Source organism: Nocardia brasiliensis (assembly GCF_011801125.1).
GTDB lineage: Bacteria > Actinomycetota > Actinomycetes > Mycobacteriales > Mycobacteriaceae > Nocardia > Nocardia brasiliensis_C.
Map to the genome: position 1 here is coordinate 4,944,493 of NZ_CP046171.1, position 26,321 is coordinate 4,970,813.

The 26,321-nt window shown below is 71.3% G+C and carries 23 protein-coding genes; 3 read left to right on the forward strand and 20 right to left on the reverse strand.

The features are described from left to right. Positions 1 to 203 precede the first annotated feature (203 nt). Positions 204 to 857 (reverse strand): response regulator, encoded by a 654-nt coding sequence (locus F5X71_RS22250; protein ID WP_167463786.1) that lies wholly within the window; start codon positions 855 to 857, stop codon positions 204 to 206. Continuing rightward, complete coding sequence (locus F5X71_RS22255; RefSeq protein WP_167463787.1) at positions 854 to 2,032, reverse strand: sensor histidine kinase; 1,179 nt, start codon at positions 2,030 to 2,032, stop codon at positions 854 to 856. Before F5X71_RS22255 ends, F5X71_RS22250 begins: the two co-directional genes overlap by 4 nt. A gap of 293 nt (positions 2,033 to 2,325) precedes the next feature. Between F5X71_RS22255 and F5X71_RS22260 the strand changes: the two genes are divergently transcribed. Beyond that, positions 2,326 to 3,213 (forward strand): helix-turn-helix domain-containing protein, encoded by an 888-nt coding sequence (locus tag F5X71_RS22260; RefSeq protein ID WP_167463788.1) that lies wholly within the window; start codon positions 2,326 to 2,328, stop codon positions 3,211 to 3,213. 46 nt (positions 3,214 to 3,259) lie between these two features. Here the strand turns inward: F5X71_RS22260 and F5X71_RS22265 are convergent, their stop codons facing one another. The 8 genes from F5X71_RS22265 to F5X71_RS22300 all read right to left on the reverse strand — a co-directional run bounded on the left by F5X71_RS22265 (position 3,260) and on the right by F5X71_RS22300 (position 10,238). After that, entirely contained in the window at positions 3,260 to 3,610 is a 351-nt protein-coding gene (locus F5X71_RS22265; protein WP_167463789.1) for a DUF6221 family protein, read from the reverse strand. A 60-nt stretch (positions 3,611 to 3,670) separates the two neighbouring features. Next, a complete protein-coding gene (locus F5X71_RS22270; RefSeq protein ID WP_167463790.1) occupies positions 3,671 to 3,979 on the reverse strand; it encodes a hypothetical protein in 309 nt (102 codons plus the stop codon). Positions 3,980 to 4,005: 26 nt separating this feature from the next. After that, positions 4,006 to 4,869: a hypothetical protein gene (locus tag F5X71_RS22275; RefSeq protein WP_167463791.1), complete on the reverse strand. Its 864-nt coding sequence runs from the start codon at positions 4,867 to 4,869 to the stop codon at positions 4,006 to 4,008. A gap of 103 nt (positions 4,870 to 4,972) precedes the next feature. Beyond that, complete coding sequence (locus F5X71_RS22280; protein WP_238815394.1) at positions 4,973 to 6,598, reverse strand: serine/threonine-protein kinase; 1,626 nt, start codon at positions 6,596 to 6,598, stop codon at positions 4,973 to 4,975. 165 nt (positions 6,599 to 6,763) lie between these two features. Beyond that, positions 6,764 to 7,945, reverse strand: a complete 1,182-nt coding sequence (locus F5X71_RS22285) for a GGDEF domain-containing protein (protein ID WP_238815395.1) — start codon at positions 7,943 to 7,945, stop codon at positions 6,764 to 6,766. Between the two features lie 155 nt (positions 7,946 to 8,100). Beyond that, positions 8,101 to 8,331 carry a ferredoxin gene (locus tag F5X71_RS22290; protein ID WP_167463794.1) on the reverse strand — a complete coding sequence of 77 codons (231 nt, stop codon included), beginning with the start codon at positions 8,329 to 8,331 and terminating at the stop codon, positions 8,101 to 8,103. A 5-nt stretch (positions 8,332 to 8,336) separates the two neighbouring features. After that, complete coding sequence (locus tag F5X71_RS22295; protein WP_167463795.1) at positions 8,337 to 9,539, reverse strand: cytochrome P450; 1,203 nt, start codon at positions 9,537 to 9,539, stop codon at positions 8,337 to 8,339. 102 nt (positions 9,540 to 9,641) lie between these two features. Beyond that, on the reverse strand, positions 9,642 to 10,238 hold the full coding sequence (locus F5X71_RS22300; protein WP_167463796.1) for a TetR family transcriptional regulator: 597 nt from the start codon (positions 10,236 to 10,238) through the stop codon (positions 9,642 to 9,644). Positions 10,239 to 10,520: 282 nt separating this feature from the next. On the opposite strand from F5X71_RS22300, the gene F5X71_RS22305 reads away from it, so the two are divergent. Beyond that, positions 10,521 to 11,462, forward strand: coding sequence for an alpha/beta hydrolase (locus F5X71_RS22305; RefSeq protein ID WP_174817114.1), 942 nt, complete (start codon positions 10,521 to 10,523; stop codon positions 11,460 to 11,462). Between the two features lie 80 nt (positions 11,463 to 11,542). Here F5X71_RS22305 and F5X71_RS22310 read toward each other — a convergent pair whose 3' ends face one another. The 10 genes from F5X71_RS22310 to F5X71_RS22355 all read right to left on the reverse strand — a co-directional run bounded on the left by F5X71_RS22310 (position 11,543) and on the right by F5X71_RS22355 (position 25,762). Further along, positions 11,543 to 12,049, reverse strand: a complete 507-nt coding sequence (locus tag F5X71_RS22310) for a methylated-DNA--[protein]-cysteine S-methyltransferase (protein WP_167463798.1) — start codon at positions 12,047 to 12,049, stop codon at positions 11,543 to 11,545. A 65-nt stretch (positions 12,050 to 12,114) separates the two neighbouring features. Further along, positions 12,115 to 12,378: an Ada metal-binding domain-containing protein gene (locus tag F5X71_RS22315; RefSeq protein ID WP_167463799.1), complete on the reverse strand. Its 264-nt coding sequence runs from the start codon at positions 12,376 to 12,378 to the stop codon at positions 12,115 to 12,117. A gap of 25 nt (positions 12,379 to 12,403) precedes the next feature. Then, positions 12,404 to 13,132, reverse strand: coding sequence for a 2OG-Fe(II) oxygenase (locus tag F5X71_RS22320; RefSeq protein ID WP_167463800.1), 729 nt, complete (start codon positions 13,130 to 13,132; stop codon positions 12,404 to 12,406). 63 nt (positions 13,133 to 13,195) lie between these two features. Next, positions 13,196 to 13,813, reverse strand: coding sequence for a methylated-DNA--[protein]-cysteine S-methyltransferase (locus F5X71_RS22325; protein WP_174817257.1), 618 nt, complete (start codon positions 13,811 to 13,813; stop codon positions 13,196 to 13,198). Next, positions 13,813 to 14,286 (reverse strand): RNA polymerase sigma factor, encoded by a 474-nt coding sequence (locus F5X71_RS22330; RefSeq protein WP_167466643.1) that lies wholly within the window; start codon positions 14,284 to 14,286, stop codon positions 13,813 to 13,815. Before F5X71_RS22330 ends, F5X71_RS22325 begins: the two co-directional genes overlap by 1 nt. Before the next feature lie 49 nt (positions 14,287 to 14,335). Next, complete coding sequence (recD, locus tag F5X71_RS22335) at positions 14,336 to 16,249, reverse strand: exodeoxyribonuclease V subunit alpha (protein WP_167463801.1); 1,914 nt, start codon at positions 16,247 to 16,249, stop codon at positions 14,336 to 14,338. 88 nt (positions 16,250 to 16,337) lie between these two features. Next, positions 16,338 to 19,757, reverse strand: a complete 3,420-nt coding sequence (locus F5X71_RS22340) for a UvrD-helicase domain-containing protein (RefSeq protein ID WP_174817115.1) — start codon at positions 19,755 to 19,757, stop codon at positions 16,338 to 16,340. A 169-nt stretch (positions 19,758 to 19,926) separates the two neighbouring features. Next, a complete protein-coding gene (recC, locus tag F5X71_RS22345; RefSeq protein ID WP_167463802.1) occupies positions 19,927 to 23,379 on the reverse strand; it encodes an exodeoxyribonuclease V subunit gamma in 3,453 nt (1,150 codons plus the stop codon). A gap of 313 nt (positions 23,380 to 23,692) precedes the next feature. Continuing rightward, a complete protein-coding gene (locus F5X71_RS22350) occupies positions 23,693 to 24,544 on the reverse strand; it encodes an SGNH/GDSL hydrolase family protein (protein WP_167463803.1) in 852 nt (283 codons plus the stop codon). 111 nt (positions 24,545 to 24,655) lie between these two features. Next, positions 24,656 to 25,762 (reverse strand): GGDEF domain-containing protein, encoded by a 1,107-nt coding sequence (locus tag F5X71_RS22355; protein WP_167463804.1) that lies wholly within the window; start codon positions 25,760 to 25,762, stop codon positions 24,656 to 24,658. 405 nt (positions 25,763 to 26,167) lie between these two features. On the opposite strand from F5X71_RS22355, the gene F5X71_RS22360 reads away from it, so the two are divergent. Further along, the gene (locus F5X71_RS22360; RefSeq protein WP_226887278.1) at positions 26,168 to 26,320 is read left to right on the forward strand and encodes a hypothetical protein; all 153 of its coding nucleotides are present in this window, start codon (positions 26,168 to 26,170) and stop codon (positions 26,318 to 26,320) included. Position 26,321: the final 1 nt, after the last annotated feature.

The following is a 26,321-nucleotide window of genomic DNA, read 5'->3' on the forward strand; positions in this document are numbered from 1 at the left end:
GTGTCGAAGCCTTGTCGAGTGCGAAACACGATGGGCTTCGACACCTGGGCTCTGCCTCGAGGTCCCATTCGGCGCCGCCACGGTTCAGCTCGCCGCCTGACCGCGTTGTCGTCGGCACCGATACAACCCCGGTATCGGCTCCTCCGCCTTGCCAGGCGACGAGCTGAACCGCGGCGGCATCCGGCCGGACTTCGAGACGGAGCCTAGTCCGCGCCGGGACGCCGCAGCCCCGCCTCGTGCGCGATGATCACCGCCTGCACCCGGTCGCGCACCGCGAGTTTCGTAAGGATATGGCGCACATGTGTTTTCACGGTCCCCGCACCGACCGCGAGCTCGGCCGCGATCTCGGCGTTGGACAGTCCGCGCGCCATCACCCGCAGCACCGTGGTCTCCCGTTCGGTCAGGGTCGACACGAGCGCGCGGGCGGCGAGATCGATCGGCGGCGCGAGCCGGTCGAGCAGCCGCCGTGTCGTCGAGGCGGCCAGCACCGCGTCCCCGGCGTGCACCGACCGCACCGCGGACAGGAACTGTTCCGGCGGCGCGTCTTTGAGCAGGAAGCCGCTGGCGCCCGCGCGCACCGCCGCCACGGCGTAGTCGTCCAGATCGTAGGTGGTCAGCACCAGCACCCGCGGCGGGCGCGCGCTCGCCAGCACGCGCCGGGTGGCCTCGATGCCGTCCAGCCTCGGCATGCGCACATCCATCACCACCACGTCGGGGGCGAGCCGAGCGGCCGCGGCGACCCCGTCCACCCCGTCGCCCGCCTCGCCGACCACGCGCAGGTCCGGCTGGGAATCGATGACCATCCGGAACCCGGTGCGCACCAGCGTCTGATCCTCGACCAGCAGCACGTCGATCATCGGCCATCCCTCGACCGCAACGGAATTCGCGCCGTCAACACGTGCCCCTCGGCATCGGGACGCGCCAGCAACTCCAGCTCTCCGCCGTAGGCCTCGACCCGTTCTCGCATGCCGATCAGACCGTAACCGGGGCGCGCCGACCGCCGCACGGGGCGGCCGTCGTCGGCGACGCTGACCCGCCACCGGTCCCGCTCGCGCCGCACCGAAACCTCCGCTCGCGCACCGGGTCCGGCGTGTTTGACGACATTGGTCAGTCCCTCCTGCACGATCCGATAGATCACCAACCACACCCCCGCGTCGGCGGGCTCGGCAGGCACATCGAGGTCGAGGGTCACCGGCAGCCCCGCACCGCGCACCTCCTCGACCAGCCGGGTGATATCCGAAACAGCCACGCGCGCGGCCGGATCCGGGTCGGTCTCCGCGCGCAGCACGCCGATCGCGCGCCGGGCCTCGGCGAGCGCCCGCCGCCCCTGTTCGCCGATGGCCCGCAGCGCGTCGATCGCGGAGCGCGGATCGGCGGGCGCGGCATACCGGCCGCCGTCGGCCTGCGCGACGATCACCGCCAGCGAGTGCGCGAGGATGTCGTGCATGTCGCGCGCGATCCTGGTGCGCTCGGACAGCACCGCCAGCCGGGTCCGCTCGTCCCTGGCCCGCTCGAGCAGCGCGGCATGTTCGGCCAGCGCACGGAACTCGCCGCGGCGCGACCGCTGCCAGGCCCCGCCCAGCCAGGCCGCGAGCACGGTGCTCGCCAAGAACCCGCCGACGAGCAGGTGCGCCAGGGCCGGCATCGGCAGTTGTGGCCAACTCCAGCCGCCGAGCACCGCCCCGACCAACCCGAGCACCAATCCGCCTCGGCTCCATATCCGCGTGCTGTGCGCGGCCAGGGTGTACACCGCGATCGGCACGGCGATGTCGGCGGGCAGCGCGCCGGTGGTGTCGCGCACCGTGCACCACTGCGCGAAGGCCACCGCCGCGATCGCGACGGCCATCGCCTCCGGCCACCGTCGCCGCACCGTCAAGGGGGCGAGCAGCAGCACCGAGAGCGCGAAGTAGGCAACGTCGGCGCCGATCAAGAGCCCGAACAGCACCGCGACGAGCACCAGCAGCCCGGCGGTCCCGGCGTCCACCAGCGCCGTGCGCCGACGCAGCCACCCCACCACCCGCTCGTCGACCATCCGACCACCCTAGATACCCGGGCGGCACCGCCACCTCTGCCCACAGGATGACCTCGCGCCACGATCGGTCCACCGCGCGGCATACCGGCGGGCTGCCCACCGATAGCCGATCGGTCGCGCGCGCCACGCGGACGACGCACCGGACAATCGAATCCGCCGAGGAAGTCCGGTGGAAGTTGCCTTGAAACTGGAACCTCTAGGGCTACGATCGAAATCAGCCACGGTTTGTGTAGCGATGCTCAGGCGCGTGCATCATACTGTCGGCTTTTTGCGAGCAGCGGAAGTAGGAGTCCATGATCATGGAACCGGGACGGGTCGGCGGTGTCGACCCTCGGGTCGCGGACCGCGGCCCGACCGCGCTGCGGATCGCGGTCGGCGGTCAGCTGCGCGCGCTGCGGGAGAAGTGCGGTATCACGCGCGAGGCCGCGGGTGATCACATCCGCGGCTCACACGCCAAGATCAGCCGCCTCGAGCTGGGCCGCACCGGTTTCAAGGAACGCGACATCCTCGATCTGCTGACCCTGTACGGCGTCTCGGATCCGGACCAGCGCGCGATGCTGGTCGAATTGGCACGCAAGGCGAATCAGCCCGGCTGGTGGCACAGCTACAACGACCTGCTCCCGTCGTGGTTCGAGACCTACCTCGGCCTCGAAGGCGCCGCGCAGACGATCAGAACCTTTGAGGGCCAACTGGTCCCGGGCCTGTTACAGACCGACGACTACACCCACGCGGTGATCGCGGTCAGCCACCACAACGCCGAGGCGACGCGCCGCGTCGAGCTACGCCGCAAACGCCAGGAGATCTTGGACCTCGAGAACGGTCCCGCGCTGTGGGCGGTGCTGGACGAGGCGGTGCTGCATCGACCGATCGGCGGCAGCGAGGTGCTGCGTGACCAGATCCGGCATCTGGTCGAGATGTCCGACAAGCGCAACGTGACCATCCAGGTGCTGCCGTATCGGGCGGGCGGACACCCGGCGGCGGGCAGCTCGTTCACCATGCTGCGCTTCGCCGAACGCGAACTGCCCGACATCGTGTATCTGGAGCAACTCACCAGCGCGCTCTACCTGGACCGCCGGGAAGACCTGCAGCTGTATCGCGAGGTGATGGACCGGCTCGCCGTCCAAGCCGAGCAGCCGGCCCGCTCACGTGAGTTGCTGGTCGCCGCGGCGGAAGCGCTGTAGGTCCGAATCACCGCGGTGCCGCCGCCGAGGCGAACTCGGCGCAGGCTCACCAGAATTTGCGGGAGCGCTTCGGACGCACGGTCCAATCCGGCTGATAGTCCGGGTGATCGTCGTACGGCTTTGCCAGCGCACGCAGGACCTCGGTTGCCAGCTTCTTGGCCTTGTCCTCGTTCGAGTCCCCGAACAGCCAGGAGATCGCGGACTCCTCGTCCAGCCAATCCCATGCGTCCGCATCGGCGTTCGCCTTCACGTCGCGCGCCAGGACCGCGAGCACCTCCCGTTTGGCGGCGCACTCGGCGAGCACCCGATGCGAGGGCCAGCCACCCGCCCAGCCGATGTGCGCGGCCGCCTCGTCCTCCTGGATCCGGGCTTGGAGAAAGTGCACGAGCGATTTCATGAGCCAACGCTAAGGGCGCGCAAACCCCGTGCGCGTCCGCCGAAAGGACGACCGGAGCAACTATTTCTCGTTGTCGCGCAGCCGGGCGTAGAGCGCATCGAAGCGGTTGCCGAGCACCGTGTAGAGGTCCAGCCACCCGCTGCTCGCGGCGATCTCGCAGAGCGAACCGGTGGGCGCGAAGACGAGACTCAGCTCGTCCAATCGACTCAGATCGTGCCGCCGGATGCGGCCGACGCAGTCGTCCAGATCATCGATGAGCTCTTGCTCGTTCGCATACCGCCGCTGCCAGGTCAGATCCTGCGGCACCGCGCGCACCGCGGCGAGCACCTGGTCGAGGAGGTCGACCAGTTCGGTCTCGGGCGACTGCATACCGACAGCATGGCAGGTGCGCCTGCTCAATACCGACGCAGGATGAGATCGGTCTTCAGCACCGCGGCCGGGGCCAGCCAGCCCCGGGCACGCAGTGTGCCGATCGCCTTGTCGCGCAGATCGCGCGCCTGCGCCGAACCGTCTGTCTTGAAAGACAGTTCGATGATCGTCTCGGTGCCCTCGCCCGTGGCGGCGCGCACCGGCACCACCTCCAGGTCGAGGTCGACGCCTTGCCAGCGGCCGGACCAGGTTCTGGCCTGCACCGGGCCGTGCTGCCGCGAGTCCGCGAGCGTCGTTCTGCCCCAGTTCGATCCGGACCAGTTCCGCAGCTTTCCGGGCAGCTGATCGAGCAGGAGTTCGCGCGCCGCAGGCTCGGCGGGCAACGCGGTGCCCTGGTAGCCCTTCGCCGCGGCGGACTTCTTGTTCGCGAAGCTCAACGTCATCTTGTCGGAGGTCCAGTCGACCTGGGCGTCGTAGTTGGTGTCGGAGGAGTCGAAGCCCTGCGCGTTGGCCTCGGTCAGCGCGGCGTCGAGATCCTCGCCGGTGACCGGGAAGCGCTTCTTGTAGTTGAGGTCGAAGGAGCTGCCGTCCTTGTGCCGCAACCGCACGCTCCAACCCGCGCTGTTCAGCTCGAGCGGCGCGGTGTCGAAGTATTCGTAGGCCAGCGCCTTTGCGGTGCCGCCGAGCCCGAAGGTGGTGCGCACGTCCGCGTTCGGCGCGCCGGACCCGTCCAGCGCCCCTGGCGCCAGGTTGAGCTTCACCTCGAAACTCGGTGTCGCGTTCGAGGCCGCCGCCGCTACCGGAACCCGCACGGGCGCGATCGCGCTCAGCGGCACGGCCAGCGCCGCGACCGCCGCGAGCAGGCCACGCCTGATCTTCGTTGTCGACATCATCGAAGCGTGCGAGCGCGAGGTGGCCGCAGGGCAAGGGGCAGGCGGCCGCAACGTGAAGTCTCCCGGGCGAACACACCGCTACCCTACGGAGCCGTTGGCACTAGCGACGAACCGGACGTCGATAGGCGAGCCAGCGACCGGTCGAAGGGGCGAGCGCACAGCACAGCGGGATCAGGACCAGGACCAGCCCGATGCCGACGGCGGTCTGGTCGATCAGATAGTGCGAGATGCCGCCCAGCAGCTCGAACATCGCGGCAAGCACGGTGCACAGGCAACCCCACACCACCATGGTCCTGCCGATGCGCTTGCGCGCCAGCAAGATCACCGCGCCGATACCGAGCAGCGCGGCGAGCACGACGCCGACGAACCCCACCGCGAGATGCTCGACGGCGAAGCCGAAGCCCGCCCCCTGTCTGCGGGCCGCACGCAACTCGGTCACCACGGTAAGCGTGGGCAGCACCGAAACCAGGACGTACAGCCCGGCCAGCCCGGCGAGTACGGCGGCCGTGCGCGCGAGCGCCCCCGACGGCGGCGGCGCATCGCCCACCGGCGACATGTTCCATGGGTAGACCGACCCGGGCGAACCGACCGCACCCGAGGGCTGGGCGACCATCGTCGGCCCGACCCCACGCCGCGGATCGCTGTCTCCGGCACCCGACCGCCGCGTCTCGGGCAGCTGCGGGTCGGCGTGCGCCGGGTCCGGACGATGGGGCTCGGGGCGAAGGAGTTCGTGACGCAGAGGTTCCGCGCGCTGAGAATCCGCGCGTTGCGGTTCCGAGCGCAGAGGTTCCGCGCGCTGAGGGTCCGGACGCAGAGGTTCTACGCGCTGAGCATCGTGGCGCGCGGGAGCCGGGCGCGCGTTGAGCGCCGTCGGCGAGACCCGCGCGGCGGGGACCACGGCACGACCGTGCAGCGCGGCCGCCGCCGCGTGCGCGAATTCACTACAGGTGCCGAATCTTTCGTGCTGCGTCTTGGCCATCGCGCGGGCGATCACCTCGTCGAGCGCAGCGGGCAGGTCACGACGGCTTTCGCTGAGCCGGGGCACCGGCTTGGTGAGGTGGCCCGCGATGATCTGGCCGGGGTTGGTCGCCGGGTACGGCGGCTGTCCGGCCAGCAGCGTGAACAGCGTGCAGGCGAGCGAGTACTGGTCGGCGCGATGATCGATCGCCGTCCCGGAGAGCTGCTCGGGCGAAGCGTAGGCGAGGGTGGCGGTGAACGTACCGGTGGCGGTCAGCTTGGTGTCGGAGTCGAGCTGGCGGGCGATGCCGAAATCGGTGAGGATCGCGCGCGGCCCGCGCCCGGAATCGGGTTCGGACAGCAGGATGTTCGCGGGTTTGATGTCGCGGTGCAGCACGCCGCGGCTGTGCGCGTAGTCGAGCGCGTCGGCGGTCTCGGCGACCAGCCGCACGATCTGCGCGGGCGCCGTCGCGCGTGCGTTCATCCGCGCCGCGTCGGTGCCCGCGACGTACTGCATCGAGATCCACAGGTGCCCGTCCTGGGTGCCGCGATCATAGATGCCGACGATGCCCGGATGTTCCAGGCGGGCAACGACATTGGCCTCGTGCTCGAACCGGCGGCGCAGCTCCGGGTCCTCGGAGATCGCCCGGTGCAGCAGTTTGAGCGCGACCAGCCGGGGCAACCGGGGATGTCTGGCCCGGTAGACGGTGCCCATTCCACCGTGTCCGAGCACGCCGTCGACGAGGTAGTCCGCGAATGTGTCACCCACCCCTAACACTGCGATCCTTCCCGTCGAACGTCACGCTCATCGACGGCGAGCATAACGTGCGAACGCGGTACGGCACCCGCCGACAACGCGAGGCGCCCGCCACCACACCGCGCCGCTCGACAGCGACGGCAACCCGGTCCGGCGGCCGCCCGTGACAGCTGAGCATCATCCCCCCGGCAGCATCTCCGGCTGCACGCGCAGATCCGCGACCGCGGGCCGACCCGGGACGCGCCAGGGCCTGGCCGAGTTCGGATCGTCCGGTGCGGCGACCACGACGGCATTGCCGCCGAGCCGCTTCGCCCGGTACATGGCCGAGTCGGAACCGCGCAGGAGTTCGCGATAGAGCGCGGGAGTGTGCCCGGCCTCGGCGTGGTCCGGATCGAGGACCGCGACGCCCACACTGGCCGTGATCCGCACCGGCAGGCCCGGCATGGTGGCCAGCGCCTCGCGCAAGCGCTCGCCGACTGCCGCCGGGTCCGTGCGCAGATGGCCGACCACCACGAACTCCTCGCCGCCGGTGCGCGCGATCAACGCGTCGGCATCGACGGCCGCCGCCAGCCGCCGCGCCGTGCGCACCAGGACTTCGTCGCCGAACGGATGTCCGAAGGTGTCGTTGACGACCTTGAACCGGTCCAGGTCGAGCGTGGCGACATAGGCCGCACAGCGCCTGCCCTGGCCGAGGTAGCACGAGAGCTTGTTGTCGAGCCCGCGCCGGTTGAGCAGCCCGGTCAGCGGGTCCGAGAGCGCGTCGCGGCGCAGCAGCCAGTGACTGAACTGCATGAACGGCAGCATCACACCGACGACGACCATCATCACGAGCACCACCGCGAGACCGAGGGCCAGATCGGCGGTGCGCGTGGTCCGCCCCTCGCCCGCCAGCGCGCCGAACACCATCAACGCCGCGAGCGCCACGCTCGTCAGCAAGGTCCACCCGATGTGCAACGCGAGCACCCGCGGACCGTGGAAGACGGCCACATAGGTGCCGATCGCGGTCAGCAGCACCACGCCGAGCACGCCGACGACCCGATCGTGCACCAGCACATCGTTGGCGGCGGTGTCGAGATCGAAGAAGACGATCCACAGCAGCGACTCGGTCTCGCGCGGCCAGGGCAGAAACCACCAGCGCACGGTCCACACCCCGGCGACGAGCGCCTCCACGATGCCCTGCACCACGCCGACCGGGCCCGCCTCGTCACCCTGGGCGATCGAGGCAAGCACCGCGATGGTCAGCATGACGATGCCGCCCGCGCCGAGCATGAATTTGAATCCGCCCAGCGCGGACTGCGACCCGAAGGTTTCGACCAACCTGCGATAGTCGACCGGGTCCAGCCACCACGTTCGAAACATCGATCGCCCGTCGGCCATCGGTTCACCGCCTCAGGTCGGACTTCTCCTGGTCATCCAACTCGGCACGCTGATCGACAGTAGAACGGGTTTTATCATCGACGCAAGGTGAGCTATCCCCTAGCTAAACGAGAATCGCGGTCGGACCGGCCTGCGGGTCACGGACCTGGGGCGATGATCGCCCCGGTGTCGGCGTCCCTGACCCGGATCGCCTCGATCGGGCACGATTCGGCGGCGTCGACGACGAATTCGTCCGGGGCGACGATCTCGGCGATCGGCCTGGACCGGCCGTCGACCAGGGTGAAGTGCTCGGGGGCCATCCCGACGCACATTCCGGAACCGAGACACTGCTCCCGGTCGACTTCGATCTGCCACTTCTGCTCGGTCATGGGTCTCACCAGCTCACCGGTAGCGCCTTCGGCCCCCGCACCAGGAGGCCGGATTTCCACGGCACGTCCTCGATCGGCACCGCGAGGCGCAGGGTCGGGAACTTCCGCAGCAACGAGCCTAGCGCCACCTGCAGCTCGACCCTGGCCAGTTGCGCGCCGAGGCAGTGGTGCACGCCGTGCCCGAACGCCAGGTGCGGATTGTGCCGCCGGTCCAGATCGAGGGTCTCCGGGTCGGCGAACACGGACTCGTCGCGGTTGGCGGCCTGGGTGTTCACGAACACCGCCTCCCCCGCCCGGACGGTGACGCCGCACAGCTCGATGTCCTCGGTGGCGATCCTGGGCGAGGAACCGCCGGAACCCAATTGGACGTAGCGCAGCAGTTCCTCGATCGCGCCCGGCACCGCATCCGGTCTGGCGCACAGCATTTCCCACTGGTCCGGGTTGGTGAGCAGGACGTAGGTGAAGTTCGCCAGCTGGTTGGCCGTCGTCTCGTGGCCCGCGATCAACAGGCCGATACCGAGGTTGACCAGTTCGTCCTCGGTCAGGCGGTCCTCGTCGTCGCGGGCGGCGACCAGCGCGCCGAGCAGATCGTCGGACGGCTCGGCCCGGCGCTGGGCCACCAACTCGGCGAGGTAGGCCTCCAGATTCACCCGCGCGGCGGCGATCTGCTCGCGCGTGTAGGCGGTGGTGGACAGCACGGTGTCGGAGAAGTCGCGGAACCGATGCTGGTCTCGCGGTGGCACACCGAGCATTTCGCAGATCACGGTGACCGGCAGGGGCAGCGCGAGCTGCTGGACCAGATCGGCGGGCGGGCCGAGCCGTGCCATCTCGGCAAGGCGCTCGTCCACGATCTGCTGTGCGCGCGGCCGCAGCAGCTCGACCCGGCGGCCGGTGAACGCCTTGGCCACCAGCTTGCGCAGCCTGCTGTGCTCGGGCGGGTCCATGCTGAGCAACGAGTTGGGGCGGGCGGGTTCCGGGGTCGCGCGCGGGATGTCCTCGCGGTCCACCGCCGCGGCCCGGCTGAAGCGCTGATCGGCGAGCACGAGTTTGACGTCGTCGTAGCGGGTGACCAGCCAGCCCGCACCGCCGTAGGGCAGCTCGACGCGGGTGATCGGCTCCTCGCGGCGCAACTTCGCGTAGAGCGGGTCCATGTCGAGACGGAACGGTTCACCGAAGGGGTATCGGCGAACCTCGGCACTCGCGGTCATGAGCTCTCCCTTCCCCGGCGCCGGCACCCGGCGATGTAAGCGCCCGCTTACATTCATCCCATGTTAGGCAGCGCACAATGCCCCGTCAACGGACGGATTCCGTTACGGCGGAGGGAAATTCACCTCGACCCGGGTCAACAGCACCTGCGCGGCGCGCAGCACATGCCGGGCAACCACCTCGGCATCGGCGCTCGCCAACGGTTCGCGCCGGTGCACCGAACGCATCAACCCGATGCCGAGCACCCAGGCCAGCACCAGGTCGGCCAGTAGCTCCGCGTCCGGCTCGTCGCTCAATGAGGACAGCGCGCGCACGTAGTCGTCGCCCAGTTCGCGCCGGATCGCTGAGGCGCCCTCGTCGTGGCCGCTCGAGCGCAGCGCCGCCTGCAACCAATTGCCGCGGGCCGGGGCGCCTTCGGCCTCCAGCACCCGGGCGAGCACCCTGGCGAGCAGTCCCTCGGCCGAGCCCTGCTCGAGCACCCGGCGCTCGCGATCGGCGAGCGCGGCCCGGAACAGCTCGTCCTTGTTGCCGAAATACCGGAACAGCAGAGCCTGATTCACCTCGGCGCGCGCCGCGATATCGCGCACCGTGGCGCGCTCGTATCCGCGCTCGGCGAACAGCTCCTGGGCCGCGTTCAGGATCGCGGCCCGCGTGCCCGCCGCGTCCTTCTTGCGGCCGACCGGCTGGTCGTCACTGGTCATACATCCTCCGCCTCGACCGATCTCGGAAGAGCAGCGTATTGCAGCGCCGACCGGGCGGGCGGGTACCGAGCCCGACCCGGATTGCGGTGCCCCGGTTTCTCAGGGCCACCGCGCCGCCGCCGCGGCTCGTAGCCTGGAAGCCGGGCGGTAACTGCGGCGCGGACGTACGAAGCGGTACGCGAAAGCGTTTCGCTCGCGTCCGGGCCGCTGCGGCCGGGCGGTTCTGGATCGGGACGCGGCGCAGGGGGTTTCAGCATGATCATCCAGCGGTATTTCGAAAGGATGGCGTTGACAAAGTCGTTGACCTACGCGGCCGGGGTGCTGCTCGCGTGTGCCGTGGTGTCGGTACTGGCCATCCGGCCCGCCGCGGCGCAGGCCCGCCTGGTGGCGGAGGTGCCGCTGGCCGAGACCATCTCACGGATCGACGTCTACTCCCCCGCGATGGATCGGGTGGTGAGCAACCGTGTGATCCGCGCCGCGGGTGGGCCGGCGCCCACCCTGTACCTGCTCACCGGCATCGGCGGCGGCGAGGACGGCATCTCCTGGTGGGACGACACCGACGTGCGGGAGTTCTTCGCGGACAAGCACGTCAACGTGGTGATGCCGGTGGGCGGCAAGTTCAGTCTGTACACCGACTGGGTGGCCGACGATCCGGTGATCGGCCGCAACAAGTGGCAGACCTACCTCACCGGGGAACTGCCCGGCGTACTCGACGCGCGGCTCGGCAGCACCGGGCGCAACGCGATCGTCGGGGTCTCGATGAGCGCGGGCTCCGCGGTCGATCTCGCGATCCAGTCCGGCGGCCACTACAGCGCGGTCGCGGCCCTCAGCGGCTGCCCGTGGACCGCCGACGCGCTCGGCACCGCGATGATCAACGCGCAGGTGGGACGCGGCGGCGCGAACACCGCCAACATGTGGGGCGCGCCCGGCGACCCGATCTGGCGGGCGCACGACGCCTTCGCCAACGCGGGCGCGCTCGCCGGGAAGACGATCTATCTGTCCGCCGCCACCGGAGCGCCGGGCGCGATCGACCAGGGCGGGCTGCCCTTCCCGCCGGTCGAGGCGATCGCGAGCGCCTGCACCGCGGCCTTCGCGGCCCGGCTGACCCAGCTCGGCCTGCCGGTGATGCACGTCAACCGACCGGAGGGCGCGCACACCTGGGGGCAGTTCGAGACCGACCTGCACGACGCGTGGCCGCACCTGGCGCGCGCCATCGGCGCCTGAGCCGAGCACGGTGACCGCGGGCACGACCGTCTCCGTTCGGAAGTAGCTCGGCGCGCGCGGCCCCGGTCGGCGCGCGCCGGTCAGATCGCCAGAGGCAGGCGCAGATCGGCGGATTCGAGGTCGAGCAGCGCGCGTTTCGCGGGCAGCCCGCCCGCGTAACCGGTGAGCGCGCCGTCCGCGCCGAGGACCCGATGACACGGGATGAGCAGCAGCAGCGGATTTCTGGCGAGCGCGCCACCGATCTTGCGCGCGTCGGCGGGCCCGCGACCGAGCGCGCGGGCGAGCGCGCCGTAGGTGGTGGTGTGGCCGTACGGGGTGCTGTCCTCGAGCGCGCACAGCACGTCGCGATCGAAGGAGCTCAACGCGGAACGGTCTAGAGGAACGGTGAATTCGCGGCGGCTGCCCGCCAGGTAGGCATCGATCTGACGGGTCGCGGCGAGCAGATACTCCAGCGCGCAGGAGTTCTCGGCGCTCGGCGCGGCCGCGGGCGCGTCGGTGAACGCCACGCGGGTCAGGCCCGCGGGCCCGGCGGCCAGACGCAGATTGCCCAGGGCCGAGGCGTGCACGGTGCGGGCGGCGGTGTTCATGACTGACTCCTGTTTCGTCGATCTTGTGTCAGCTGGTAGACGTCCGGCGCGGACGGAACGTGAGATCACGCGGAGTCGTGCTGCCGCAGCGCCTTCCACGCCGCGTACCGCTCGGGCAGGCAGACCGCGCACGGTCGATAGCCCGCGCCGATCGCGGTCGCCTCGTCGGCGAAGAACACCCGGTGCGCGCGATACGCACCGCGCGCGAGCGCGCGCAGCGCGGACGGGCAGTCCAGCCGTCCGTAGAGCTTGCCGCGGCGATGGCCGCCGTACCGCCCCGGCGTCGGGCTGCGGTACGGCCGGCCCGCGGCGTCGAGCAGCGTGTACATCCTGCCGGAATTCCTGGGCGAGGCGCTAACGCGCGTCGTGCAGGACCAGGCCCACCGTGTGCCGGACTCCGCTGCGAATTCGGCTGACGCCGTGCCGGACCGGCGCGCGGGACCAGCCGCGGCTCGACGGCGTCGGACGGTCACGGGTGGTGAAGATCAGGCCGTGGCCCTGCTCTAGCACGGTGACCGTGGCCTTCGACTGGGCGCGTGGGCGTTGCTCGACGAGCAGGAACTCCCCGCCGGTGTGATCGAGGCCGGCGCGGTCGAGGCCGAGCACGACCTGCAACGGGAAGACCAGGTCGCCGTAGAGGTCGCGGTGCAGCGCGTTCCAGTCACCCGCGGTGTAGCGCAACAGGATCGGGGTCGGCTTGGTCTGTCCCGCCGCATGGCAGTCCGCGAGCCACTCCTCGAAGTCGTCGGGCCACGGCGCCGGATCACCCAGTCGCTCGGCCCAGGAACGGGCCACGGGCAACAACTTTCGGTAGAAGGCCGCGCGTAGCGCCATGATCGGCGCGGGCACCGGGTCGGCGAAGTAGCGGTAGGTGCCCTGGCCGAAGCGGTAGCGGCCCATGTCGATGGTCGCGCGGAAGCGCTTCAGGTCGTCCCACATGGCGCTGAATTCGGCGCATTCGGCCGGGGTCAGCAGTGGCCCGGTCTGGGCGCAGCCGTATGCGTCGAGTTCCGCGATGAGGTCGGGCCAGGGTTGCGCGGCCACTCGGTCGGTCAGCGCGGCAAGGGTATTCGTGTTCGTCATACCGCCTCCAAGATCAGCGGGACTGTCCGCCGCGCGGGCACTCGGCCTGCGCGGCAGCGGAATTCATGCGGCTTCGAGGGTGAGCAGCGTGGACTTGGCGGCACTGCCGCCGACGTACTGGCCGATCGAGCCGTCACTGCGGACCACCCGGTGGCACGGGATCACCACGGGCAACGGGTTGTGCGCGCAGGCCGAGCCGACCGCGCGCACCGCGCGCGGATTGCCGACCGCGGCCGCGACCTCGGCATAGCTTTCCCTGCGGCCGTAGCCGATCGCGCTCAGATGCTCGATCACCTGGCGCCGGAAGCCGGCCGTCAGCCGCAGGTCCAGCCGCAGGTCGAACCGGGTGCGCGCGCCCGCGAAGTACTCGTCGAGCTCGCGGGCCGCGGTGTCGAGCCGGGCCGGGGCCGCGAGCACCCGGGGGCTGACCCGCTCGGCGAGCAGCGACAGCACCGCGTCGTGGTTCTCGTTGGGGTAGGCGACCCGCACCAGTCCGGTCGGCGTCGCCGCGAGCAGCAGCGTGCCGACGGGGGTGTCCACGGTGCGATAGGCGACGTCGAGCAGGCCCGCGTCCTGCGCCTGCTCGGCCAGCCGTCCGCGCAGCGTCGCCAGCAGCTCGGCGCTGCCGGACGCGAGGCCGTCGAACAGGCCGTCCGGGTCGCCACGGTCGATGGTGGCCATCATGTCTCATCCTTCGGGTAGAGCGTGCGCAGCGATTTGAGGCCGTCCGCGGCGGCACGGCGGGCGGCGTCGGTGGAATTGCCGAGCAGCACGGCGATCTCGGCGTAAGGCAGGCCTGCCAGGTAGTGGTAGGCGACCGCCTGACGTTGCTTGGGCGGCAACGCTTTCAAGGCGGCCCACAGGTCGGGGTCGTAATCCGCCGGGTCGGGGCTCGCGGCGGGGCGCTCGGGCAGGGTCGGCGCCGGAACGGGCGCGCGGGTCAGTGCGCGGCCGACGTCGATCGCGCGCCGATGCGCGATGGTGACCAGCCATGCCTCGATGTTCGCGTCGGCGTCCAGGTCGGGGTAGGCGCGCAGCGCGGAAAGAAACGTCTCCGACCACGCGTCGGCCGCGTCCGTCGGGCCGAGCACCGCCCGGCAGACGCGCAACACCATCGGGCCGTACTCGGCCACCACTTCCTCGAACGGAGGCAATCTCACACCGGGTAGACGCACGGGGCGCCGCGAACGTGAGATCCCCAGGTCATCGCCCGTCCGCTCCGCCCGGCCTGGACAACCCGCTGGCGCGCAGCACGCGGCGGGCGATACCGGCCCTGATCGACTCGTCGGTGCCGATGACACGCACGTGCCCGCGCGCGCGGGTGATCGCGGTGTAGAGCAGTTCCCTGGTCAACAGGGTGGACTCGGGTTCGGGCAGCACCACCGACACGGTGTCGTACTGACTGCCCTGACTGCGGTGGATGGTCATGGCGAACACGGTGACCACCGCCGGGAATTGGGTCGGGTGCACCAGATAGGGCTCGCTGCCGCGCTGCAGCGCGGCACGTAGCGAGCCGTCGGGCATGCGCACCACCACACCCGTGTCGCCGTTGTAGATGCGGGCCTCGTGGTCGTTCGCGGTGACGAGCAGCGGCTGCCCGGGATACCAAGGCGCGTGCTGGGATTCGGGCCCGGCGCCGCCCGCGGCCGCCCATTCCGCGGCCAACCGATCCCAGCGCTCGACGCCGAACGGACCCTGCCGGTGCGCGCACAGCAGGCGATGGGATTCCAGCGCGGTGAGCGCGCCCGCCGCGTCGCCGTCGAGCGCGGCGGCCGTCACCGCGCGGGCCGCGCGCACGACATCGGCACGCACGGCGGCCATTTCGTCGGGCGCGCTGAGCGAGAGCTCGTCCCCGCCCGCGCGGAGCAGGTCGAGCGCGGTCTCGGCGTCGCCTGCGCGCACCGCGACCGCGAGGTCGGCGATGCGGCCGCCGAAGCGGCGACCACGGGTCAGCCGGACGATGCCGCCGCGCAGGCGGGTGCGTTCGAGCGCGCTCAGCGCGGCCGGATGCTGGTGCGGCGCGGCCGATTCCGGCGAGTCCGGACCGAGGATCTGATCGAGCACCGGATTGGGCGTCCCGGCGACCGGCCCAGCGACGAGGTCGGCGAGCACCGCGCCCGCGTCCACCGAGGCCAGCTGGTCCGGGTCACCGACGAGCACCAGCCTGGTGTCCGGGCGCAGCGCGGCGAACAACCTGCTCATCATGGTCAGCGACACCATCGAGGTCTCGTCGACGACGATCACGTCGTAGGGCAGGCGGTTGAATTCGTGATACTTGAACCGGGTGGTGCGCCCGCGCTGCCAGCCGAGCAGCCGGTGCAGGGTGGCCGCGGTGAGATCGGGCAGCCCGAGCGCGTCGGCTTGTTCGCGCACCGCCTCCTGCAACCGGGCCGCCGCCTTGCCCGTCGGCGCGGCCAGCGCGATACGCAACGCGGGCAGTTTGGGATTGGCTTTGCGATGCGCGTCGAGCAGGCCGATGATGCGCGCGATGGTGTGCGTCTTGCCGGTGCCGGGACCGCCCGCCACCACGGTGGTCCAGTGCGTCGCGGCGAGCGCGGCGGCCAGCCGCTGCCGGTCCGGCGCCCCGTCCACCGGAGCGTCGAACAGCCGATCCAGTTCGCGCCGAACGATGTTCGGGTCGACCACCGGATGATCGCCGCTGCGCTCGGTGAGCACCCGGCGCACCGTCTGTTCCTGCTGGTAGTACCGATCGAGATAGAGCAGCGGGCCCGAATCACCGCCCGGTGACTCGACCAGCCGCAGCGGACGCAAGGGGCCGGCGGGCCCGCCGGTCACCAGCGGGCTCGCCCGCAGCGCGGAGACCACCGCCTCGATATCGGGCCACGGCAAGGTCGCCGGGTCGATCCGTTCACCGGTGTCCCAGGTCTCGTCGGCATCGATGCCGATCTCGCGCATCCGGTGCAGCTCGAGGCACACCGAGCCGGACCGCACCGCGCGCACCGCCAGTGCCGCCGCGAACAGCACCTCGCCGTTCTGTTCGCGCCCCAGACGGCCGAGCCGCACCGCGACGTGCACGTCCGCGGCCGACAGCACGCCCGCCTCGTTGAACGTGCGCAACAGCCCGGTTCCCCGCTGCGCCAACTGGATCGAGGTCATCGCGTCCTCCGCTCACCGCGCGCGCACCACGTCCGCACGCCCGTGCCGACACGCGCCGGCGGGCGCGGCGAGCCAGAAACCGTACCGCTCACCGCACGTCCCCTGCCAGCAGCGCGGACAACGCGACGATCAGCGACGCGGGCGGATCCCAGTCGAAAACGCCGTGGCCCGGCGGGGTCTCGGGACCGACCATGCCGCGGACGAACAGGTAGCGGGCGCCGCCGAGGTGACGGGCCGGGTCGTAACCGGGCAACCGCCATCGCAGATAACGGTGCAGCGCAACCGAATACAGCAGTGCCTGCAACGGGTAATGGGAGCGGATCATCTCGGCGGCCATCCGCTCGCGGGTGTAGTGCTCGACGGTGAGATCGCCGGTGCCGAGCCGGTTGGTCTTGTAGTCGACGATCACGTAGCGGGTGTCGGCGCCGTCGGCGACCCGAAGGACGGCGTCGATGCTGCCGGTGAGGTAGCCGCGCAGCGGCAGGTCCTCCAGGGTGGCCAGGTGCTCGGCGTAGTCGAAAAGGACATCACCGGAAGGCAAATGGGTACCTAGCAGCTCGGCGATCCGGCGCAGCGTGGCCGACGTGGCGCTCGGCGCGTCACCGCCCGCCAGTGGCAACTCGAATTCCAGCTCGTTCAACCGATCCCGGCTGGAGATGTCGGCGAGCGCGCCGATGCCCAGCGGGGTGCGCAGCACGGCGAGCAGCGCGGTTGCGAGCACCTCTGGGTCCACTTCGGCCATGATCTCACCGATCACGGCACGACACCGCGTGCGCACCTCGGCGGCCAGATCCGGTGTGTCGGTGTCGATCAGCTCCAGCACGCCGTGCACCAGCGTGCCGAACTCCGCGCCGTAGGGCAGGGCGTTCATCAGTGACGGCGCGCCACCGAACACCTCGGCGAGCGCCTCGACCGGTGCGCCGTCCGGCTCGTCGCCGAGGCCGCGGCTGTCCTCGGGCTCGAGCGCCTCGACCGCGGCCGGACCGTGTGCGGCGGCGGTCAGCGCCGAATACGAAGTCCGGCGCCACTGTTGGTCGAGGGTGCGGTCGAACCGCGCGGTGGCGAGCTCGCCGGTGACCTGCTCGGTCCGCACTCGGCGGATCGCCACATCCTCGGCCCCGGCCACCGCGGTCACCGAGACCGCGGCCGCCGCGCCCGCGGCCCACGCCGAAAGCAGCCCCGGCGCAACGGCATCCGCGGGGACCGCGGCCCGTGGCGGCACGACGTCGCCGCCGTCGGGCCTGCCGAGCACCATCCGGTGCAGCGGCGAGGCGGCCGTGGTGATCGCGGGCGCCCACCACGCGACGACCTGGCACATGGCCCTGGTCAACGCGACATACAGCAGGCGGAGCTCCTCGCCCGCCTCCTCGGTTTCGCTGCGCAGCTTGCGTTCGGCGTAGCCGGGCGCGTCCGGCCCGCCGACATCGAGCACGCGCGCCCCGTCGTCGTCGTGGAACAGCAGCGTCGCCGGGTAGGGGTTCTTCGCGTTGTCCCAGGCGAAAGGCAAATAGACGATCGGGAATTCGAGCCCCTTGCTGGCGTGCACGGTGGCGATCTGCACGGCCGCGGCGTCCCGGTCGAGCCTGCGGCTGCGGTCGGCGACCGTGCCGGAGGCGGGATCGCGCACCCGGTCGGCCAGCCAGCGGGACAGCGCGGTGAGCCCGAGCGACTCGGTGAGCGCCACCTGATCGAGCAACTGCGCGACGTGGCGCAGATCGGTGAGCTGACGTTCGCCGTTCTCCACCGCGAGCAGCCGCTGCGCCAGATCCGCCTCGGCCGAGATCTTCTCGAAGACGGCCGCGAACCCCGCGCGCGCGAACAAACGGGCCGCGTCGCGCAGCTGCGCGCTCACCCGGCCGACCAGATCCGCACCGCCGCTGTCGATCTCGGCGGCGGTGACACCGATCAACGGGGTACACGCGGCCAGGCGCACCCGGTCGGCGCGGTGCGGCTGTTCGAGTGCGCGCAGCACCCACAGCCAGTCGGTGGCGCTGCTTGTCGCGAACACGCTGGTGCCACCGGCGAGCACCGAGGCGACGCCGACCCGGTCCAGCGCCGCGCGCACCACATCGATCTGCGAACGGGTCCGGACCAGCACGGCGATATCACCCGGACCGATCAGCCGGTGCTGCGGCGGTTCGGCGTCATCGGCGCTGTCCGCCGTATCCGGCTGCCGCGCAGGGGCATTCGAAGTCTTGGGACGGTGCGGCGCGGTGACCAGCAGCATCCCGGACTCGAGCAGCCGGACGATATCGGCGGCCAGGTCGTCGGCCACCTTCGCCCGCATCCGGCCGACCGCCGGGAACCCGGACTTGTTCAGCGGGCCCGCACCGGTGCGGGTGAGGCAGCGCACGCGCAGCGGGGTGCGCAGCTCCTGCGGCCCGCTCAGCCGCGACCACGGCCGGGTGGCGGCGACCGGGTAGACGTTGATCTCCTTGTGCCCCAACGCCGCACCGCCTTGCAGGTGGTCCAGCGCGGCGATCAGCCCGGCGTCGCTGCGCCAATTGGTGGTGAGCTCCTTGCGCGTGTCGGCGTGCGCGACCGCGTCCAGGTAGCTGAGCACCTCCGCGCCGCGGAAGGCGTAGATGGCCTGCTTCGGGTCACCGACGAGCACCATCGTGGTGTGGCCGTGAAAGGCCCGGCGCAGGATGTCCCACTGCAGCGGGTCGGTGTCCTGGAACTCGTCGACCAGCGCGACCCGGTAGCGCGCCCTGATGCGACGGCAGGCGCGCGGCCCGTGCTCGGGATCGGCGAGCACGTCGTGCAGCAGCACCAGCAGATCGTCGAAATCGCGCAGCCCGGCCAGGCGCTTGCGGCGTTCGGTTTCGGCCCGCACCGCGGTCGCGAACGCCACCCGTTCGCCCGACGCGGACGCACCGGCGGGCACCAGCACGGCGTGGCGATCCCGCACCGCGGCCAGCGCGAGAATGTGCGCCTCCTTGACCGTGAACGGCGGTTCGCCGCGGGCGTACCGATGCAGGTACAGGTCGTCGGCCACGGTGGCGACCAACTCGTCGACGGATTCGACCAGCCGCGCGCCGGGGTCGTGCTCCCCCGCGAGGCCGAGCTCGTCGAGCATCCGCTGACAGAAGCTGTGCGTGGTCGCGATGGTGCCCGCGTCGAAATCCGACAGCGCGGCCAGCAGGCGGGCGCGGCGGCGCCGCACCTCGTCCGGATCGGCCTGCGCCAGCTGGCGAATCAGGTCGTCGGCGTGCGCGCGCGCCAGTTCCGGGTCCGCCAAACCCGCTGCCACCAGCACGAACCGATCCCTGGTCCGCTCGCGCAGCTCCTGGGTCGCGGCCCGGCTGAACGTGACGAGCAGCAATTCGGAGATGTCGATGCCCGCCTCGGCCACGTACCGCACCGCGAGCCCGACGATGGCGTGTGTCTTGCCCGTCCCGGCGCTGGCCTCGAGCACGGTCGTCCCGGTGGGCAGCGGGCCGTATGGCTCGAAGGCATCGGGCCCGTCGACCTCGGGCACCACGAACGAGGTGTCTTGCACGGTCACGCGAACACCCGCCTCTCGACCCGCCGAAACCGCCATTCTGCCCGGTAGACACGCGAATCCGGCCCACCGACACGCGTGTGCCGCCACACTCGTGCACCACTCACGACCGCACCTCGGCGACGTTCGGCGCCGCGCACGCGCGCGGCGCGCTGTGACCTGATTCCCTCTCTCATGGCTGGCCCTGGCTCTCCGCGGTCAGCAGCGGCGCCCACAGCCTGCGCGCGAGCGCGCCGAAGCGCGTGGTCTCGCCCGGTTCGCCGGCCTGGGCGGGAATCGCCATGAGGTGTTCTAGACGGGGCGCAGGCCCCCACACGTAGCGCAGGTGCCGGTCGGTGTGGTCGCCGAACGGGCCGGGGCCGTTCGGGCCGCCGTTGAACTCGCGTTCCGCGGCGACGACGGCCTCCTCGACGGTCGCGCCGCGGAAGCGGCGTTCGGCGTAGGCGGCGGTGGCGCCGGGCGTGATCGGCAGCGGCTCGGTGAGCCCGGCATCGCGCAAGGCGACGAGCTCACGCAGGATCGTGCGGGCGGCGGGCATTTCGGGTGCGGTGATCTCCGAACGCCAGGCGGGACGGCCGAATTGGCCGCGACCGGTGGTGACGGCCCGCCAGGTTCGATCCTCGGTGACCGCGAGGGCGAGCAGGGAAACCCACGCCGCCAGCCGGTGTTTCGGGGCCAGCCGGGAAAACGTGGTGCGCACCAGGGTTTCTCCGCGCACCTCGGGGACGGTGCCGGTGAGCCTGCGGCCGTTGCCGAGATCGACCGCGACATCGACCGCGCGCGCCGGGCCCTCGTAGTCGGCCCGCGAGGCGCGCACCAGCTTGTCCACCGTGTGCTCGACCTCGTCCAGCACCGCGGCGCCGAAACCGAAGGGCGGCAAGGTTCCCCGGCGCCACTCGGCCGCGCGCAGGGCCGCCGGATCCGCCCCGTTCAAGCGGGCGGCGAGCAGGCGCTCCCCCAGCTCCCACTTGGCCAACCCGTCGAGTTCGATGGGCAGCCGGTCGGCGATGTCCTCGTCGTGTTCTGGCACGCGCAACCCGAGCCGCTGCCACAGAAACGCGCGCACCGGATGCTCGACGAACGAGATCAGGTCGGCCAGTGCGACATCGGTGAGCTCCGGAGTCGACAGCGGCTCGGGCAGGAACGCGGGCCGCGGCCGCGCCGGCTGCCCCGCGGCCACGGCGCCGGTCAGCGCCACCGTGTCGAAACTGAACGGCGCGTCGGCCCGGAAATTGCGACGATCGAAACCCTGCAACGGATGCCGGGTCACCACCGCGTCCATCCCCGCCGCGCCGACGTGGGCCCGCAGCACGTCGAGCAGCTCGGCGACCGGGATCGCGGGCGGACGGTGCGCGCCGGTCACCGGGTCGGCGCCGGTGTGCAACACCAGCAGCCGCTGCTCGGCCGCGAGAACGGCGTCGAGCAACAGCTGACGGTCCTCGCTGCGCGGATCGCGTTCGCCCAGCAGCGGATCGCGCGCGAGCACGTCGTCACCGTCCACGCCGCCCGCGCGCGGGAACACGTCGTCGTCCAGGCCGAGCAGCACCACCACCCGGTGCGGCACCGAACGCATGGGTGTCAGGCCGCACACAGTCAGCTCGCCGGTGCGGAAGTTGGCGCGGGCGGGGCGCGCGGCCAGGCGCGTGTGCAGCAGCACCGCGACATCGGCCAGGCGCAGGTCGACCTCGTCCGCGCGTTCGAGGGCGGCGGCGAGTTCGGTGCGCGCCTCGGTTCGTATCCAGGACTGCGCGCTCGGCACGTCGGTCAGCAGATCCAGCGCGCGGCCCAGCACCTCCGCCCACTCGTGTGCGGGGCGGGGACCACGCAGATCGCGCAGGCACACCGCGAGCCGATCGATGAATTCGGCGAATCGGCCCGCCAGATCGACATCGTTGCTGTCCACGTCGTCCAGCGGCAGGGCGAGATCGAGCCAGTCCTCGGAGGTTTCGCCCGCGGTCACACCGAGCAGGATCCGATCCACCGCGCTGTTCAAGGTGTTCTGCGCGAAGTCGGCAAGGCCGAAGGCCTGCCGCTGGCGCTGGCCGATCCCCCAGCGCGCACCCGACTCGGCGGCCCACTCGCGCAACCGCTCGATATCGTCGTCGTCGAATCCGCAACGCCGCCGGACGGTTTCGGCCGCCGCCAGATCGAGCACCTGGGTGACCGTGACGCGTCCGTCGGCCAGCTCGAGCAGCACGCCGATCACCGCGAGCAGCGGATTGGTGACACCACGACCGCGGTCGGCGAGACGCACCCGCAGCTGGTGCGCCGGATGGGCCGAATCCGTTACGGGCCCAGCCGATCCCGTGCCCTGCTGCCCGAAGGCCGCCCGCACCAGCGGGGCGTAGGTCTCCACCTCCGGGCACAGCACCAGCACGTCACGCGGTTCCAGGGTGTGGTCCGCGGCGAACAGGCCGAGCAGGCACTCGCGCAGCACCTCGACCTGGCGCGCGGGTCCGTGGCAGGCGTGCACCCGCACCGTCCCGTCACCGGCGTGCCGGGTATCGGGCGGCCACCGGTCGTCCCGGACACCCGCCTGCACCGCTTCCAGCAGCGTCGCGGCGCGCGGCGCCGCGGGGTCGGCCGCGACCGGGTGATAGGTGTCGGTATCGGCCACACCGGCCAAGCGCTGCTGCAACTCCCGCACGTCACGGGCGAGCCCCGCGAGCAACGGATGGTGCGGCACCACCGCGCTGTTGTGCGCGGCGCGGGTGCCGGAATTCGCGACGGCGGCGGCGAGATCCGTTGTGCGGGTACCGGACTCTGCCGCACCGGCGCTCGGGGCGGATGCCTCGGCCACGGCGCGCCACATGGCCGGGCTCGGGTGCGGGAGCCACAGGTGGATGTCCCGGGATCGGGCCAGGGCGCTCAGGACGGCGAGTTGATCGGTCGACATCCGGGCCGCGCCGAAGAGCGAGAAGCGTTCAGGCAGGGGCACGAGTTCCGGCTCTGCGCGCAACCGGGCGCAGGCGGCTTCGAGTCGTTCCGCCGGGCTGGGAGTGCCGACCTCGGCGCGCAACCGCCGCCACAGCTGCGGCTGCCACAGCAGGTCCTCCGGCACTGGGTGGCCGGCGCCGTCGGTGTCCGACTCCGCGGCCCACGCGGCGATCAGGCCGGGCCGTTGACTCGCGTAGCTGTCGAACAGCGCGGCCAGGTGCGCGGCGGTGGCGTAGCGGCGACCGATCCGGTGCTCGCCGCCGGTGCCGTCCTGGCCGCCTAGGTGCCGGGTCAGCACCGCGCACCACGGTTGCCCGAGCGAGGCGTCGATCACCCGCAGCAAGGTCCACACCAGCTGCTCCGGCGCCCACGGGTCGTCCTCGGGCCGAATCCCGCTCGCCGCGGCCAACGCGGTGGCGACCAGTGCGGCGGGCGTGGGGAACTCGATGTTCGCGGCGACGCCGTCGGTCGCCGGGGTGCCGGTCGACGGGGCGAAGGCCATCGCGCCCGACCCCGCGGCGACACCGAGCATCGTGGACAGCCGCTGGGTCAGCCACCGCTGCACGCCCTTCGCGGGCACCGCGACCACCTCCGCCGCGAACGGGTCCGGCAGCGGCGTGGCCAGCAGCCCGGCCAGTTCGTCCGCCAGCACGCCGGCGCGCTCGGCACGGTGGATGTGCAACGGCATCTGCGCCCTCTCGGTCGGTCGGGTGTCGGACTGCGGGTGGCTTGCGCGCGGCTGCTCGCTCGCGCACGAACCACGCGATGTCCCGCACGTTTATACGCCCAACCCGCACAAGACGGCCGCGCTACCCGCTGAACCCCACCCGCGCGCCGGTCGAACGGCCCGCCGAACCCCACCCCCATGCCGGCCGCACTACCCGCCGAGCCCCAGCCCCGCACCGGTCGAACGGCTCACAGAGCCCCACCCCCGTTCCGGTCGCACTATCCGCAGAACCGCACCCCGCACCGACCGAACCGCCCGGCACCGCCCCACCGCTTCACCCACGCAGTGCGGCCACGACGAGGTCGGCGACACCGCGCGCCCCGCGCGTGTTCGGATGGAACGGAGTGGTGGGTGCGGCGGGAATCAGCGGCTCGACCCACCGGACGCCGGGCGGTCGGCACATATCGTGTCCGAGCACGTCGTAGGCGTTGACTCCGACACCGCCGACGGCCGTCGCCTCTTCCAGCAACGCCTGCACCAACCGGCGCATCGTGTCGTACAGGTAGCCGACGTCACCGGCCGCGACGGGCACCGCGGGGAAGCAGCCCTCGGACGGCGGCAACGGTGCGAGATAACCGACCGCGACGATCGTCGCGTGCGGTGACCGGGCGCGGATCTCGCGCAGCACCGCGGCGAGCGCGGGGCGGATCTCGGTCTCGATCCGGTGCGCCGCCCGGTCGACATCGTCGCGCACGGAGCGCCGCGGGCACGGGTCACCGCCCGGTGCGCTCGGCTCCCCCGCCGCACACGCATCCGCTGTCTCGGGGAGCTGGAGGTCGTTGCCGCCGAGGGTGATCGTGACGAGATCGGTGTCGGCGGAGAGCGCGTCCAACTGCGGCGGGTTCACACCCACACCGAGTTCCTGCGGCCGGGTCATGTGCTGGGTTTGCGCATTGCCGCACGAGACGTCGCGGAAATGCGCGGGGGTGAGAGCGGCGGCGACCAGCGCGGGGTAGTTCGATCGGGAGCGGAAGCAGCCCGGCGTGCCGTACAGGTCGGTGAGGTCCGCCACTGCCACGAACGAATCCCCCAGCGCGACATAGGTATCCACCGCGGGCGCGGCCACGGCGGGCCCGGACCACGGCGGCGCGACCATGAGTGCGATTACCACCAGGAGCTTGCGCATCAGCGGGTTCCTCTCGGCGCTGCCGATGATCGGGGCGTCGGCCGCCTGGACCGATCATCGAGGATTCCTCCGAGTTTAAGCGAACATGCTTAAATTCGGAAGGTAATGCGCTCAGTCCGTGACTCGCTGTGGAGACGCGCCGGTCTGCCCGGCGACGACCGTGTTGCCGCCCAGCTGTTTCGCGCGGTACATCGCGGAATCGGCGTGCCGGAACAGGTCTCGCACCGTCGCGGCCGCGCGGCACACCGATACCGCGGTGCCGATGCTCGCGGTGATCGGGATCGGCAGCGCGGCGATCGCGCGCCGCACGCGCTCGGCGAGCTCGCCGACGGCCTGCTCGCCCAGCTTGCCGACCACCACGAACTCGTCGCCGCCGGTGCGCGCGATGACCGCGTCGGGCGGCACCGCGGCGCGCAGGCAGTCCGCGGTCCGCACCAGCACCTCGTCGCCGAGCGAATGCCCGGCGGTGTCGTTGACGGACTTGAAACGGTCCAGATCGATGATCACGACGTAGATCGGATCCTTGCGCCGCGCGTTGGTGTATTGCGCGAGACGGGAATCGAGGCCGCGCCGGTTCAGCAGGCGGGTCAGCGGGTCCGACAGCGCGTCGAGGCGCAGCAGCCAGTGACAGAACTGCACCACCGGCAGCACCACACCGGTCACCGCGATATTGGCGAGCACCACCCCGACCGCCAGCGCCGGATCCCCGGTGGCGTGCGTGTCGCCGCCCGGCATCCCGAGCACCAGCAGCACGGCGAGCAGCACGATCGACAGCAGCGACCAGCCGAGATGCCAGGCCAGGATCCGGGGACCGTGGAAGATCGTCACGTAGCCCCCGGTGGTGGCCAGCAGCACAATGCCGAGGGCGCCGAGCAGCCGATCCTGGACCAGGATGTTGTTCGCGGTGATGCCGACATCGATGGCCGCGACCCACACCAGGGATTCGCGCTCGGACGGCCACGGCAGCAGCCACCAGCGCACGGTCCACAGCCCGGCCAGCACGCTCACCGCGACCGCCTGGGTGACGCCGATCGGTCCGCTCTGCCCGGCCCGCGAGGCCAACGCCAGCAGGGTGATCGCCATCATCACCAGACCGGCCGTGCCGACCATCAGCTTCAGCGCCGCGAGCGCGGAGTGCGAGGCGAAAGTCTCGACCAGCCAGCGATAGTCGACCCGCTCGCGCCACCAGGCCCGCAGGATCCGTCGGATGTCGGTCATGGTCACCGCCTCGCGTCGCCTTCGAGCGTCCGGCCGGTTGTGCGCCTGCCCACAACGGCGCCGCACAGTTGCGGCATATTAACTGTAACCGAATGTAACATCATGATTCGCGCGCCGCCCGCCCCGAACGTGTTCACTCCCCCGCATCACCCCCGGCCACCTGCGTCGATACCGAACGGCCGCCCGTCAGGCAGGCAAAGCGACCAAAAGGTCTACCCACCAACGAGAGTGAGTTAAACCACACCAGAACACGTTCCTTCGCCGTGTCCGCTCGGATCCGCGCCGCCGATGTGCGACAGTGCTCATCCGGGGAGGAACGAGAGAGCTGCACCGAAAGGCTGGTTCGCGTTCATGGATGCGATGGTGATTCCCCTGGTCCCGAGGGGCGGGTTCACAGTCCGCCGCGTGGGTGACCGCTGGGAGCTCGTCAACTCGCGAGGCTACGGCCGCACCGTCGTCCTACATTCCTGGCCGCGCGATCAACACTCCGAGGCGTTCGCCCACTGCTACCGGCTCAACGGCCGCACCGTAGAGGAACTACAGGCCGCGTTCCGGTGAA

Bases quoted from the DNA above. Each gene is read 5' to 3' on its own strand.
- F5X71_RS22250 (WP_167463786.1), bottom strand. From the start codon at position 857: ATGATCGACGTGCTGCTGGTCGAGGATCAGACGCTGGTGCGCACCGGG.
- F5X71_RS22255 (WP_167463787.1), bottom strand. From the start codon at position 2,032: ATGGTCGACGAGCGGGTGGTGGGGTGGCTGCGTCGGCGCACGGCGCTG.
- F5X71_RS22260 (WP_167463788.1), top strand. From the start codon at position 2,326: ATGATCATGGAACCGGGACGGGTCGGCGGTGTCGACCCTCGGGTCGCG.
- F5X71_RS22265 (WP_167463789.1), bottom strand. From the start codon at position 3,610: ATGAAATCGCTCGTGCACTTTCTCCAAGCCCGGATCCAGGAGGACGAG.
- F5X71_RS22270 (WP_167463790.1), bottom strand. From the start codon at position 3,979: ATGCAGTCGCCCGAGACCGAACTGGTCGACCTCCTCGACCAGGTGCTC.
- F5X71_RS22275 (WP_167463791.1), bottom strand. From the start codon at position 4,869: ATGTCGACAACGAAGATCAGGCGTGGCCTGCTCGCGGCGGTCGCGGCG.
- F5X71_RS22285 (WP_238815395.1), bottom strand. From the start codon at position 7,945: ATGTTTCGAACGTGGTGGCTGGACCCGGTCGACTATCGCAGGTTGGTC.
- F5X71_RS22290 (WP_167463794.1), bottom strand. From the start codon at position 8,331: ATGACCGAGCAGAAGTGGCAGATCGAAGTCGACCGGGAGCAGTGTCTC.
- F5X71_RS22295 (WP_167463795.1), bottom strand. From the start codon at position 9,539: ATGACCGCGAGTGCCGAGGTTCGCCGATACCCCTTCGGTGAACCGTTC.
- F5X71_RS22300 (WP_167463796.1), bottom strand. From the start codon at position 10,238: ATGACCAGTGACGACCAGCCGGTCGGCCGCAAGAAGGACGCGGCGGGC.
- F5X71_RS22305 (WP_174817114.1), top strand. From the start codon at position 10,521: ATGGCGTTGACAAAGTCGTTGACCTACGCGGCCGGGGTGCTGCTCGCG.
- F5X71_RS22310 (WP_167463798.1), bottom strand. From the start codon at position 12,049: ATGAACACCGCCGCCCGCACCGTGCACGCCTCGGCCCTGGGCAATCTG.
- F5X71_RS22315 (WP_167463799.1), bottom strand. From the start codon at position 12,378: ATGTACACGCTGCTCGACGCCGCGGGCCGGCCGTACCGCAGCCCGACG.
- F5X71_RS22320 (WP_167463800.1), bottom strand. From the start codon at position 13,132: ATGACGAACACGAATACCCTTGCCGCGCTGACCGACCGAGTGGCCGCG.
- F5X71_RS22325 (WP_174817257.1), bottom strand. From the start codon at position 13,813: ATGGCCACCATCGACCGTGGCGACCCGGACGGCCTGTTCGACGGCCTC.
- recD (WP_167463801.1), bottom strand. From the start codon at position 16,249: ATGACCTCGATCCAGTTGGCGCAGCGGGGAACCGGGCTGTTGCGCACG.
- recC (WP_167463802.1), bottom strand. From the start codon at position 23,379: ATGCCGTTGCACATCCACCGTGCCGAGCGCGCCGGCGTGCTGGCGGAC.
- F5X71_RS22350 (WP_167463803.1), bottom strand. From the start codon at position 24,544: ATGCGCAAGCTCCTGGTGGTAATCGCACTCATGGTCGCGCCGCCGTGG.
- F5X71_RS22355 (WP_167463804.1), bottom strand. From the start codon at position 25,762: ATGACCGACATCCGACGGATCCTGCGGGCCTGGTGGCGCGAGCGGGTC.